This window comes from Simiaoa sunii, from assembly GCF_014337175.1.
GTDB lineage: Bacteria > Bacillota > Clostridia > Lachnospirales > Lachnospiraceae > Acetatifactor > Acetatifactor intestinalis.
Map to the genome: position 1 here is coordinate 1,598,999 of NZ_CP060633.1, position 14,049 is coordinate 1,613,047.

Annotated in this window: 11 protein-coding genes; 9 read left to right on the top strand and 2 right to left on the bottom strand. The window is 46.5% G+C overall.

The window, feature by feature from the left end; translation table 11 throughout:
- Positions 1-43: 43 nt before the first annotated feature.
- Both H9Q77_RS07425 and H9Q77_RS07430 read right to left on the bottom strand, forming a co-directional pair.
- A complete protein-coding gene (locus H9Q77_RS07425; RefSeq protein ID WP_118550744.1) occupies positions 44-865 on the bottom strand; it encodes an ABC transporter permease in 822 nt (273 codons plus the stop codon).
- Positions 855-1,622 carry an ABC transporter ATP-binding protein gene (locus tag H9Q77_RS07430; RefSeq protein WP_118550743.1) on the bottom strand — a complete coding sequence of 256 codons (768 nt, stop codon included), beginning with the start codon at positions 1,620-1,622 and terminating at the stop codon, positions 855-857. Before H9Q77_RS07430 ends, H9Q77_RS07425 begins: the two co-directional genes overlap by 11 nt.
- A gap of 197 nt (positions 1,623-1,819) precedes the next feature.
- Here H9Q77_RS07430 and argH point away from each other — a divergent pair, with 197 nt between their 5' ends.
- From argH to H9Q77_RS07475, 9 genes are all read left to right on the top strand, one after another.
- Complete coding sequence (gene argH, locus H9Q77_RS07435) at positions 1,820-3,241, top strand: argininosuccinate lyase (protein WP_118547594.1); 1,422 nt, start codon at positions 1,820-1,822, stop codon at positions 3,239-3,241.
- A gap of 63 nt (positions 3,242-3,304) precedes the next feature.
- Positions 3,305-4,390: an aspartate-semialdehyde dehydrogenase gene (asd, locus tag H9Q77_RS07440; protein WP_118547593.1), complete on the top strand. Its 1,086-nt coding sequence runs from the start codon at positions 3,305-3,307 to the stop codon at positions 4,388-4,390.
- 15 nt (positions 4,391-4,405) lie between these two features.
- Positions 4,406-6,124, top strand: coding sequence for a putative bifunctional diguanylate cyclase/phosphodiesterase (locus H9Q77_RS07445; protein WP_118550742.1), 1,719 nt, complete (start codon positions 4,406-4,408; stop codon positions 6,122-6,124).
- A 29-nt stretch (positions 6,125-6,153) separates the two neighbouring features.
- The gene (locus tag H9Q77_RS07450; protein ID WP_118550741.1) at positions 6,154-7,449 is read left to right on the top strand and encodes an ATP-binding protein; all 1,296 of its coding nucleotides are present in this window, start codon (positions 6,154-6,156) and stop codon (positions 7,447-7,449) included.
- Positions 7,450-7,473: 24 nt separating this feature from the next.
- Complete coding sequence (locus tag H9Q77_RS07455; RefSeq protein WP_249327024.1) at positions 7,474-9,522, top strand: DNA topoisomerase; 2,049 nt, start codon at positions 7,474-7,476, stop codon at positions 9,520-9,522.
- A gap of 18 nt (positions 9,523-9,540) precedes the next feature.
- Positions 9,541-10,212, top strand: coding sequence for an LbetaH domain-containing protein (locus H9Q77_RS07460; protein WP_022153121.1), 672 nt, complete (start codon positions 9,541-9,543; stop codon positions 10,210-10,212).
- 157 nt (positions 10,213-10,369) lie between these two features.
- Positions 10,370-11,389 carry an ABC transporter substrate-binding protein gene (locus tag H9Q77_RS07465; protein WP_118550739.1) on the top strand — a complete coding sequence of 340 codons (1,020 nt, stop codon included), beginning with the start codon at positions 10,370-10,372 and terminating at the stop codon, positions 11,387-11,389.
- 96 nt (positions 11,390-11,485) lie between these two features.
- Entirely contained in the window at positions 11,486-12,430 is a 945-nt protein-coding gene (locus H9Q77_RS07470) for an ABC transporter permease (RefSeq protein ID WP_249327026.1), read from the top strand.
- Positions 12,430-13,233: an ABC transporter ATP-binding protein gene (locus H9Q77_RS07475; protein ID WP_022153118.1), complete on the top strand. Its 804-nt coding sequence runs from the start codon at positions 12,430-12,432 to the stop codon at positions 13,231-13,233. The genes H9Q77_RS07470 and H9Q77_RS07475 overlap by 1 nt, the downstream gene beginning before the upstream one ends.
- Positions 13,234-14,049 lie beyond the last annotated feature (816 nt).

Below are 14,049 nucleotides of genomic sequence, written 5' to 3' on the forward strand. Positions count from 1 at the left end.
GACGAAGATGCCATCCTGCAGATCTCCGAAGAAAACATTATAATCAGTTGCGATGCTTTTTGCTGCAATGTTCCAGAGACTGGGTCAGCAGATAGAGCAGCATGGCAATGACACATAACAGTAAGATAGAACTGATCACCATATCCAGCTGGAACACCTGGGAACCGTAGATGATGAGATAACCCAGCCCTCGTCTGGCTGCCAGAAATTCTCCGATGATGACACCGACTAAAGACAGACCGATATTGACCTTGGTGGTGCTGAGCAGTGTGGGAACAGATCCCGGGAGGACGACTTTGAAAAAGATATCTCTGCGGTTTCCACCCAAAGTGCGGATCAGAATCTCCTTTTCCGGATCCACCTGGTGAAAGGCAGTGTAAAAGCTGATAATGGATCCGAAGACTGCCACAGAGATCCCGGCGATGATAATGGTGTTGATGCCGGTGCCCAGCCAGACGATGAACAGGGGAGCCAGGGCAGATTTCGGTAGACTGTTGAGTAGTACCAGGTAAGGCTCTAAAATCTCCGACAGTTTGTCAGAGAACCACAATAGGGTGGCGAGCAGGAGACTGATAACGAACACTAAAAGGAAACTTAATATGGTTTCTAATAAAGTAATGCCGATATGCATCGGAAGAGATCGCTCGGTCCACAACTGTATCAGACATAGGACGACTCTGCGTGGACTGGAGAAAAAGAAACTGTCGATCCAGTATGCATCTGCACTGATTTCCCAGAGAATCAGAAAGATTCCCAGGAGAAAGATACGCAGAAAGGCAACCTGTCTATGATGATTTTTGTGCTTGCGAAGATATTGTTCCTGGATCGTCAACGGGTGGTCATTTTGCACATTCTTAGGTTTCATCGGTTAATTCCTCCCAAAGTTGTTTGAAATAATATGGAAATTCCGGGGCGTTTCTGGCGGCGAGTGGAGAACTGTCCGTCAGGGTGAGCTGAATGGGCAATACCGTTTTGATTGTTGCGGGACGGGCAGACAGCACGTAAACTTTATCCGCCAGGCTGATAGCCTCTGACAGATCGTGAGTGACGATGATCATGGTCTTCCCAGCCTTGCGGATCAACTGACAGATATCCGAAGATACCATAAGGCGCGTCTGGTAGTCCAGGGCGCTGAAGGGTTCATCCAGTAACAGCAGCTGGGGATCCAGGGCAAGGGTTCGAATCAGAGCAGCGCGCTGCTTCATGCCGCCGGATAATTCGCAAGGGCGCTTGTTCTTAAATTTTTCCAACCCGTAATCGGACAAAAGTTGTTCCACATGGGCGATGCGATCCGGAGTGAGGGCGTGATGGATCTCCAGACCCAACGTAACATTCTGATAGATGGTGCGCCATTCGAAGAGATGGTCATGCTGCAGCATATAGCCGATACGGGGATAATGAAGGGAACCGTCGGGATTATTTACGACAATGGTTCCGGTCTCAGGGGCGAGGAGCCCTGCGATAATGGACAGCAGAGTGGATTTACCGCAGCCGCTGGGTCCGACAAGTGCTACAAATTCCCCTTCCTCCACGGAGAAGGAGATATCTTTTATGGCACCGGTCTCCCCGGACAGTGTGTGATAGGAGTAACCTATATTTTTAAGTTCGATAAGAGCTCCCATAAAAAGGCATACTTCCTTAACATGAATATTTATAGTTATTGTATGAATTCCAGTGGAAAAAGTGTTTTCTGTAGCGGAAAGTGATGAAATTCACTGTATTGCATTAAAGTGTCGTTTGTGATATGATTAATTGCAATCAATGTCTGTGAGAAATTTTATCTGATAGACTACCAACGTAAAAAGATGGGAGAATGACCATGGCACAGTTATGGGGAGGACGTTTTACGAAACAGACCGATCAGCTGGTATTTGATTTCAATGCGTCCATAACATTTGATAAAAGACTGTTTCACGAAGATGTCACCGGCAGTATCGTACATGCCACCATGTTGGCAAAGCAGGGGATCCTCACCGAAGAGGAGAGGAAGAGTATTGTCGAAGGACTGACTGGGATCTTAGAGGATGTGGATGACGGAACACTGGCAATTGATGAGACCCAGGAAGACATTCACAGTTTCGTGGAGGCTACCCTGATCGACCGGATCGGAGATGCCGGGAAAAAGCTTCACACCGGCAGAAGCCGTAACGACCAGGTGGCACTGGACATGCGTCTCTATACCAGGGCAAGAGTGGCAGAGATTGACGGATTGCTGAAAAAGCTTTTGGAAGCCATTCTTGATACCATGGAGAACAATTTAGATACCTACATGCCGGGCTTCACCCATTTACAGAAGGCACAGCCCATTACCCTGGCGCATCATTACGGTGCCTATTTTGAAATGTTCAAGAGAGACAGACAGCGTCTGACAGATATCTATAAGCGTATGAATTATTGCCCTCTGGGAGCCGGAGCACTGGCAGGCACCACATATCCTTTGGATCGTGAATATACCGCGAGACTTCTTCGCTTTGAAGGTCCGACGTTAAACAGCATTGATTCTGTGGCGGACAGAGATTACCTGATCGAATTCCTTTCCGCACTTTCCACGATCATGATGCATTTAAGCCGTTTCAGCGAAGAGATCATCATCTGGAATTCCAATGAATATCAGTTCGTAGAGCTGGATGATGCTTATTCCACCGGAAGCAGTATCATGCCCCAGAAGAAGAATCCGGATATCGCAGAGCTGGTAAGAGGCAAGACCGGAAGAGTCTATGGTGCTCTGATGGCGTTACTTACTACCATGAAGGGACTGCCCCTGGCTTACAATAAAGACATGCAGGAAGACAAGGAGATGGCATTTGATGCCATGGATACCGCAGCAGACTGCATCACTTTATTCACAGGCATGATTCAGACCATGAAGTTCCGCAAGGACCGCATGGCGAAGAGTGCTATGAACGGATTCACCAATGCCACCGATGCTGCAGATTATCTGGTAGGTAAGGGTGTGCCTTTCCGGGATGCCCACGGTATTATCGGCAGGCTGGTATTGTACTGTATTGAGAAGGATACTTCTATTGATGCTTTAAGCTTAGAGGAACTGCATTCCATCAGTGATAAGTTCGACGAAGATATCTATGATGCCATCTCACTGAAGACCTGTGTGGAGAAGCGCCTGACCATCGGTGCACCGGGTGAGAAAATGATGAAACAGGTCATTGAGAAAAATAAAGAATACCTGAAAAATGATGCCATAGAAGAGTATCAACAGTCTTTGGAAGACAGACTTTCGTAAAATCAGGAAAGAATGTCTTTTCAGATAAAAAGGAAATGCATAGAGCTGAGGAGGAAATGAAAAATGAGTGAAAAAATACGTGTAGGTATCCTGGGTGGAACCGGTATGGTAGGACAGAGATTTATCTCTCTGTTAGAGAACCATCCATGGTTCGAGGTAACGACTATCGCAGCCAGCCCCCGATCCGCAGGCAAGACGTATGAGGATGCAGTGGGTGATCGATGGAAGATGACGACTCCCATGCCTGAAGCTGTGAAAAAGCTGATCGTCATGAATGTCAACGAAGTGGAAAAAGTAGCCGCACAGGTAGACTTCGTATTTAGTGCCGTAGATATGTCCAAGGACGAGATCAAGGCAATCGAAGAAGCTTATGCCAGGACAGAGACCCCTGTAGTATCTAATAACAGTGCCCACAGATGGACTCCCGATGTTCCTATGGTAGTACCCGAGATCAATCCCGAGCATTTCCAGATCATCGAAGCACAGAAGAAGAGATTGGGAACCACCAGAGGATTTATCGCTGTAAAGCCCAATTGCTCCATTCAGAGCTATGCACCGGTACTGACCGCATGGAAAGAATTCGAGCCCTATGAAGTAGTAGCCACTACTTATCAGGCTATCTCCGGTGCCGGCAAGACTTTTAAGGACTGGCCCGAGATGGTAGGCAATATCATTCCTTACATCGGCGGTGAGGAAGAGAAGAGTGAGAAGGAGCCTTTACGTATCTGGGGTAAGATCGAAGGCGACAAGATCGTTCCTGCAACTTCTCCCGTGATCACATGCCAGTGTATCCGTGTTCCGGTACTGAACGGACATACTGCAGCCGTATTCGTAAAATTCCGTAAGAAGCCCACTAAGGAACAGCTGATCGAGAAGTTAACTTCTTTCAGCGGAGAACCTCAGAGACTGGGACTTCCCAGCGCACCGAAGCAGTTCATCCAGTATCTGGAGGAGGACAACAGACCTCAGGTAGCTTTGGATGTGGATTTTGAGAATGGTATGGGTATCAGTGTAGGCCGTCTGAGAGAAGATACCGTATATGACTTTAAGTTTGTAGGACTTTCACACAATACATTACGCGGAGCGGCTGGGGGAGCTTTGCTTTGCGCAGAACTTTTGAAAGCACAGGGTTACATCACCAAAAAATAAAGGGTGAGTGGGGTTATGAACGAGTTACACTATCAGCTGGATCTTATGCGCGCAATGAATCAGAAATTAAGCGACAGGGAGAAAATGTACCGCCTTTTGTGCGATACCATGGATTATGCTTATATCTACTATTCTTTTGAGAAAAATTCTGTCACGACGCTTGGAAAATGGGATGATTTTTTCGATTTCCAGATTCGGGACAGACGGGACTTTACTAAGCTTTTAGAGATGGTAGATGAGCCATATGTGCTGCCTCTTAGGGATATGCTGTTTTTGGAGAAGGGAGGTCAGGAAACTTCTTCTGTGGAATGCATGCAGAAGGCGAAGAAGACCTGGCTGCAGTTTTCCTGCAGGATATTCTATGAGGACGGCAGACCTGCGGATCAGATCATTGTGGTACAGAATATCACAAAACTGAAGACGCAGAACGAAGAACTTCTCTATATGGCGTATTATGACGGACTTACAGGACTGTACAACCGGAACTATTTTGTACGTCTCCTGACGGAGTTCCTACGGCGCGCGAAAGAAGATAACCGGCTGGTCAGTGTGCTGGTCATCGATATTGACGATTTCCGTAAGGTCAACGACGGACTTGGAATCGTGGCAGGAGACGAACTGGTACAGCAGTTCGGATCTTTCTTAAAGGAATTCAACAGTGACGATGTGATCGTCTGCCATCTGACCAGTGATGTCTACTGCATGGCAATCTATGATTCCTGCGGTGACAGAAGCGTGGAACACATTCATAAGGAGATTGTGAAGCGTACCAGAGAACCTTTTTATCTGGTGGGCGGACAGGTATTGAATATTACTGTAAGCGTAGGCGTTGCGGAATATCCGGAAGCTGCTACATCCGCACTGGAACTGATTAACTGTGCCGAGATCGTTATGTTTAAAGGGAAGTCCATGGGCAAGAACCGGATCCAGTATTTCGATACGCCGATCCTGAATGATTTTCTGAAAAATGTGGAACTGGACAGCAAATTAAAAGAAGCGGTATTTGATCATAACTTTATTCTGTATTATCAGCCCCAGTACTACGCGGGGAATCAGAAACTGCGCGGAATGGAAGCGCTGATCCGCTGGAAGGACGGCGACGGGAAAATGATCAGCCCAGCGAAGTTCATTCCGATTGCAGAGAAAAACGGCACGATTATCCCTATCGGCAACTGGGTACTGGAACAGAGCATCCGGACATTTTCCGAATGGAGGAACCGGTACGGCGTTCCGTTTGTATTGTCTGTCAATATCTCCGCACTGCAGTACCAGAAGGAAGACTTCGTAGATTCGCTGTTACATATTATCCGCAAATATGATGTGTCTCCGGAGGAGATCGAACTGGAGATCACAGAGAGCATACTGATCGATGATTTCCGGGCAGTGACTGAGAAAATGCAGCTGTTAAAAGAATATGGCATCCGCATTTCCTTAGATGATTTCGGAACGGGATTTTCCTCCCTGTCTTACTTAAAGAAGCTTCCAATCAATACGCTGAAGATCGATAAATCCTTTACGGATACGCTGCTTACGGATTCCGCTACCAGAATCATTACGGAATCCATTGTCAGTATGGTGAAATCCTTAGGATTTGAATCTATTGCCGAGGGAGTGGAGGAAGAACAGCAGTATAAATATCTGCGTGCCATCGGCTGTGATATCATTCAGGGATATCTGTTCGGAAAACCGCTGTCCCAGGAGGAGATCGAACAGCTATTACAGAAGATATACTGATCAGTTGTTGCAGAAAGAATGAGGCTGCCATGTTAACTGGAAGGGAACAGGAAACAGCTTTTTTGGAAAATCATTATAAGAGACCGGGGAGTCAGATACTGGTGGTATATGGACAGAGAGGCGTTGGTAAGACGGCTCTCTTAACCGCTTTTGCGGAAAAAAAGCAGACCATACGATATACCGCTCCCAACTGCTCTTCCAGGGAAATGTGCTATCAGTGGGGACAGGAGCTTAGAGAACAGGGGAAAGAGATTTCACGGAACCCTTCCTGGGAAGAAGTATTACAGTGTGTATCCGGAGAAAAAAGTGATCGCAAAAAAGTTCTGATCATAGAAAATTTTCATTATCTGCTAAAGGGGGATACCTTTTTTTTACAGGAATTGATCCGTTATCTGAAAGAACACAGGGAGGTTTCTCTTCTTGTAATTCTTACGACCTATGCATCCGGATGGGTGGAGAACAGTATGATCTCTAAAATAGGGAACCTGGCATTTTCTGTCAGTGGTTTTCTGAAGGTCAAAGAGCTGCCTTTTTCAGTAATGCGCCGGATTTTCCCAGGTGGGACGCTTCAGAAGAGCATAGAACTCTATGCGGTGTTAGGCGGAATGCCGGGATTATGGAAACTGTTGGAACTGTCAGCTTCTGTGGAGGAGAATCTGACGACGCTTTTTTTAGAAAAAAACAGTTTTCTTCCGGAACTGATGATCAAATGGCTGTCGGAAGAACTGCGGGAGACTGCTGTCTACAATACCATCCTTGCCACCATAGCAGATGAGAAGAACGGCAAGCTGAATGCTATGTATGCCCGTACCGGATTCTCCCGGGCGAAGATCAGTGTCTATCTGAAGAATCTGATGGAACTGGAGCTGGTGGAAAAAGTACTGCCCGGAACCTATGAGATCAGCAATTCTTTTATACGGTTTTATTTCCGTTTTCTGTTTCCTCACCAGACTGCCTGGAGAAGAGATAATGGCAGAGCTTTTTATGAAACATATATCCGTGAGGATTACAGTAGCTTTGTGAGATCCGCATACCGGAGAATCTGTCAGGAGATATTGCAGGCAGATTTCCATACGGTGGAACTGAAGAAGGCGGCACAGGGGAGAACATATTTTTTATGCAAAGATACTGCAGGAAAAAAGATCGTAGTGGATTATTCCGGTACGGTATGTTATACTTCGGAAGATTATGACGCACTGCAGACAGCGTTGAAAAGCATCCGGATGGAAACGGATGAGATAATAATATTTTGTGAGAATGGTTATGAAAATGCACTGGCGGAGAAAGTGTCCGGAAAGCTACAGTTTCGCAGCGTGGGTGTGTGATTTATGACAGGAAGACGGTAATACGTGGGTAAAAATTTATTTATTGCAGAGAAACCCAGCGTGGCAAGGGAATTTGCCAACGCTTTAAAATATAATATGCGTTCCAAAGACGGATATCTGGAGTCGGAAGAAGCCATTGTTACCTGGTGTGTGGGACATCTGGTGACCATGAGCTATCCGGAGGTGTACGATGAGAAATTTAAGAGATGGAGCTTCGAGACACTTCCTTTTCTCCCGGCGGAATTCAAATACGAAGTCATTGAAAATGCCAGGAAACAATATACCATCGTGAGTTCCCTGCTAAACAAAGAGGATGTCTCTACCATCTATGTCTGCACTGACTCCGGGCGGGAGGGAGAATATATCTATCGGCTCGTGGAGCAGATGGCGGGCGTGCAGGGCAAAGAGCGGAAGCGTGTATGGATCGATTCCCAGACGGAGGAGGAGATCTTACGTGGGATCAGGGAAGCCAAGGATCTCTCAGCGTATGATAATCTGGGGAATGCTGCTTATCTGCGTGCCAAGGAGGATTACCTGATGGGAATCAACTTCTCCAGGGCACTGACTTTGAAATACGGCAAGACTGTAAAGGATTACCTGAAGAGGGACCGTGCGGTGATCTCTGTGGGGCGTGTCATGACCTGCGTCCTGGGCATGATCGTTAACAGAGAGAGGGAAATCCGGTCGTTTACCAAGACTCCTTTTTACCGGGTGATCGGCAATTTTAAGCTGCAGGAGAAGCCATTTACCGCAGAGTGGAGAGCCGTGGAGGGTTCAAAATACTATAATTCTCCTGTATTGTATAAGGAGAACGGTTTTAAGAAAAAAGAGGATGCCGAGCGACTGATCGGGGAACTTTCTGCGGAACCTGCGGGACCGGCGACCGTCATCGGCATCGAGAAGAAAAAAGAGAACAAAAATGCGCCGCTTTTATATAATCTGGCAGAGCTGCAGAATGACTGTTCCAAATACTTTAAGATCAGTCCGGACGAGACGCTTAGGATTGTTCAGGAATTATATGAAAAAAAGATGACCACTTACCCCAGAACGGATGCCAGAGTTCTGTCTACGGCAGTGGCAAAGGAAATCCATAAAAATATCGGAGGACTTCGTAATTATGCTCTGGCAGCACCTTTCGCCAAAGAAGTATTAGAGCAGGGCACCTATAAAAATATAGCAAAGACCCGGTATGTGAACGATAAGCAGATCACGGATCACTATGCCATTATCCCTACCGGACAGGGCCTGAACAATCTGGCGGGGCTGGCCCCTACTGCGGCAAAAGTATACGAGGTCATTGTACGTCGGTTTTTAAGTATTTTCTATCCGCCGGCAGTCTATCAGAAGTTCTCACTTACATTACAAGTAAAGGAAGAAAGCTTTTTTGCCAGCTTCAAGGTGTTGATACAGGAAGGATATCTGAAGGTGACTGATTTCTCCTTCAAAAAGGAGAATACGGCCCAGAAGGAGGACAAAGAGAACGAGAATGAAAGTGCCGATGAAAAATGTGATGCAGAGCTTACCAATCTGCTGACACATCTGAAAAAAGGAGATACCTTATCCGTAGATACCTACGAGATCAAAGAAGGCGAGACTTCTCCACCCAAGCGATATACCTCAGGCAGCATCATCCTGACCATGGAAAATGCGGGACAATTCATAGAAGATGAGGAACTGCGGGCACAGATCAAGGGAAGTGGTATCGGCACCAGCGCTACGAGAGCGGAGATCCTGAAGAAACTGGTGAACATCGAGTATCTGGCACTGAATAAAAAGACCCAGGTACTGACGCCTACCCAAATGGGAGAGATGATCTACGATGTGGTATCGGATTCCATAAGACCGCTTTTGAATCCGGCATTGACAGCCAGCTGGGAAAAAGGACTTACCATGGTGGCAGACGGTGTCATCACACCGGATGATTACATGGGGAAGCTTACGGATTTCGTGGGCAGGAGAACCGTTGCCGTGCGTGGACTGAACAATCAGGGAGTGCTCTGGAGACAGTTCCAGGCTACGGAAGAGTTTTACCAGAAGAAACAAAAGCAATCCAATGCGAAAAATAAAGAATAAAGAAGAGGAGAAACTATTATGGAAAATATTACGATTGAAAATCTGTATGATCTGACAGAGACCATTGCGGCAGAACTGTTCACCGAGGCAGAGTATCCCTGGGAGGTGCTTCCCAGGATCCACGATTTTATTTTGGAACTGGGCAAGAGACTGCCGGAGGAAATCTATGAAAAAAGAGGCGAGGATATCTGGGTGGCTAAAAACGCAAAAGTTGCTCCTACTGCCTGCCTGAACGGACCGCTGATCATTGATGAGGAAGCGGAGATCCGTCACTGCGCATTTGTCCGTGGCAATGCCATTGTGGGAAAGGGTGCGGTAGTCGGCAATTCCACCGAACTGAAGAACGTGGTCCTGTTCAATAAAGTACAGGTGCCACATTATAATTATGTGGGAGACAGCGTGCTGGGCTTTAAGTCTCATATGGGAGCCGGTTCTATTACTTCCAATGTAAAAAGCGATAAGACACTGGTTGTTGTGAAGAACGGCGAGGAAAAGATCGAGACTGGACTGAAGAAAATGGGAGCCATGTTAGGTGACCATGTGGAAGTAGGCTGCAACAGCGTACTGAACCCGGGAACTGTCATCGGACGTAATTCCAATGTGTATCCTACCTCTTGCGTCAGAGGCGTGATCCCTGCCGGACATATCTTCAAGAGACCCGGTGAGGTTGTGAAAAAATCTGATATTTAAAAAATTGATCAATATTATCTAATGCATCGATGAAATCAGTTTGACGAATGCCCTTTTATGGTTTATGATATTTATCAGTGCAACGCTTTGACGGGTTAAAGCGTCTATGCATTACAGTAAGCGGATCGAAAGATCTGCAGAAAAGAGGGCATTTATTATGAAAAAGAAATTATTATCTGTTGTACTTACCGCAGTAATGGCAGCGACTGTTCTGACAGGCTGTGGCAGCACCGATAACGGAACTGCTTCTACCACAGCAGGTAGCGCAGCACAGACTGAAGCAGCAGCTTCCACAGACGGCAAGGTATATAACATCGGTATCTGCCAGCTGGTAGAGCATGAGGCTCTGGATGCAGCTACCCAGGGATTCCAGGATGCATTAAAAGATAAGCTTGGTGATAATGTAAAATTCGATCTGCAGAATGCACAGGGTGAGCAGACCACAGCAGCTACCATCTGTAATGGTTTTGTATCTGATGGTGTGGATCTGATCCTTGCAAATGCTACGTCTCCTTTACAGAGTGCAGCAGCAGCTACGACCTCGATCCCTATCTTAGGTACTTCCGTAACCGACTATGCTACCGCGTTAGAGATCTCTGACTGGTCCGGTGCTACCGGCAGAAATATTTCCGGTACTTCCGATCTGGCTCCCATTGAAGAGCAGGAAGCTATGTTAAAGGAACTGTTCCCGGACGTAAAGCAGGTTGGTCTGTTATATTGTTCTGCAGAAGCAAACTCACTGTATCAGATCCAGCTGTTTGAGGCTGCTTTGGACAAGGACGGTATTGCTTATAAAGAGTATGCGATCGCTGATACCAATGAAGTACAGTCTGTAACTACTGCAGCGGCAGGAGAGTGCGATGTTCTGTATATTCCTACCGACAACACGCTGGCATCTGTAACCGAGACCGTATACAACGTAGTAGCTCCCGCTAAAGTTCCTGTCATCGCAGGTGAAGAGGGTATCTGCAACGGTTGTGGCGTAGCTACCTTATCCATCAGTTACTATGATCTGGGATATGCTACCGGTGAGATGGCATACGAGATCCTGGCTGAGGGCGCAGACATCACTACCATGGATGTTCGCTACGCTCCCAACGTTACCAAGAAATATAATGCGAAGATCTGTGAGGAACTTGGCATCACTGTTCCCGATGATTATGTAGCAATTCAGTAAGTATTCAGTCAATTAAGTACGGAAACAAAATATACTTCGATAGGGATAGCGCCAGATAAGCGGTATCCCTATCGGAAGTTTTAGGAGGAAAAAGAAATGTCTTACTTTATGTCACTGAATCCCCTTTCCCTGTTCAGGGCAATGCCGGGATCAATAGCGCAGGGAATGATCTGGGGAGTCATGGCACTGGGAGTGTATATTACGTTCCGCCTGCTGGATTTTGCTGATCTGACCGTGGATGGTTCCATTGCAACCGGTGCTGCGGTATCCGTTATGCTGATTCGTGCGGGAGTTTCTCCTATAGCTACGCTGCCCATTGCTTTCCTGGCCGGAGCATTGGCAGGCATGGTAACGGGACTGCTGAACACCACACTGGGAATCCCCGGAATTCTGGCAAGTATTCTGACGCAGATCTCCCTGTATTCCATTAATCTGAATATCATGGGCAAAGCAAACCAGCCGGTCAGCGTAGATAATTATCCGCTGGTGGTATCTTTGCGTTATGTGACGGACGGTTCGGTGAGCAGACTTCTCTTTTTCCTGGGAATGATCGTATTTTTACTGGCACTGATCGCTGTGATGTACTGGTATTTTGGAACAGAACAGGGACATGCTATCCGTGCTACGGGCTGTAACAGCAATATGGCGAGAGCACAGGGCATCAATACCAACTTTATCAAGGTGCTGGCACTGATGATCTCCAACGGTCTGGTAGGTCTGTGTGGTGCGCTGTACGGACAGTTCCAGGGGGCGTCGGATGTCAATATGGGACGTGGAGCCATTGTCATCGGTCTGGCAGCTGTTATTATCGGTGAGGTACTTTTCGGTAAATTCGCCAGCAAGAGAAAACTTGCTTTTGCATTTACTCTGGCATCTGTAATTCTGGGTGCAGTGATCTACTACATGGTATATCAGTTTGTTCTGTGGCTGAAGATGCCTTCAGAGGATATGAAATTGTTCTCCGCTATCGTAGTTGCCATTTTCCTGGCAATTCCTTACTTGAAGGAGAAGAGAACACTTCGGAAAGGAGCGTCAAAATAATGGCTTACGCATTGGAGATACAGGATATACATAAAGTATTTAACAGAGGAACCATCAATGAAAAGGTGGCATTAAATGGGGTAAATTTAAATTTAAATCCCGGGGATTTCGTGACCATCATCGGAGGTAACGGCGCCGGTAAATCCACCACGCTGAATGCCATTGCCGGTGTATGGCCCATTGATTCCGGTAAGATTATTATCGACGGCACGGATATTACGAGCCTGCCGGAGCATAAGAGAGCAAAGTACCTGGGAAGAGTATTCCAGGATCCTATGACGGGAACTGCCGCCACCATGGATATCGAAGAGAACATGGCAATTGCCTTAAGACGCGGCGAGAAGAGAACTCTTCGCTGGGGCGTTTCCAGAGAGGACAGAGAACTGTTCCGTGAAAAGTTACAGACGCTCGGACTGGGACTGGAGGATCGTATGACCAGCAAGGTAGGTCTTCTGTCCGGTGGTCAGCGTCAGGCTATCACACTTTTGATGGCGGCCTTAAAGCAGCCGAAGCTTCTGTTGTTAGATGAACATACTGCAGCATTGGATCCCAAGACAGCAGCAAAAGTACTGGAGATCAGTGACAAGATCATCGCTGAGAATCAGCTGACTGCCATGATGGTAACTCATAATATGAAAGATGCCATCGTACACGGTAACCGTCTGATCATGATGCACGAAGGCAAAGTTATCTACGATGTGGCTGGAGAAGAGAAGAAGAATCTTCAGGTAAAGGATCTGCTTGCTAAGTTCGAAGAAGTCAGCGGCGGAGAATTCGCCAATGACCGCATGATGCTAGCGTAAAAATTTAGGACACGTTGCCAATTTCGGCAACGTGTTTTTACGTTAACTTGAGAGTTACGAAAGAATAGCCGCGCATAGGCAAAATAAGAACCGTGATTGGGTGCTTGCTCACAAGTCGCTGCTTTTGTTTTTGACTTTATACTGTGTGTGAAGAGGCAAGCTTTTTTGTATTAAAATCGCTATTTTGGGCTGAAAAAATACAAAAACAGGAGATTTTAGGCTTATATAAGAGGTTATTTTCGCTGAAATGGAAAAAATAATAAAATCCGTACAAAAATGTTTGATTTAGAAGTTTTTTTGTACGGATTTTGCTATTTTGATACGATTTCCACCAAAGCAATAGAAAGATGGCTACTGGTTTTTTGAAAGCTTTTCAAAACGCAGAACTCCCGTAATATGCAGTGCCATGTCGAAGATGTTTGTCGGAGGATGTTGATATTTTCTAGAAAAGTGCTGAAAGACAGGGGGAAAGCGGACACGATGTCCGCGTCAGCCGATTGTCGACATGGATGTCGACTGTAGGCGGCCCCGTCATGTTGAGAACCACTCATCACTTTTCGTAGAAAATTCACATCCGGAGACCTTACATCGAGACATGTGTATCGCATGTTCCGGGAGTTCGTGGATTTTATGGCAACCCTACGTTACGAGCCATGCACTCAATTCATAAATGTGTCGCAAAGGGCGCTCCACATTTATTTCATTGACGGCTGTCGCCGTATAAAAATAGAACGAAACAACCTCTTGTGTGAGCAAGCTCCCACCGAGGTATTCCGTTCTATTTTTGCATGGCTCGTAACTTTCAAGTTAAAATAA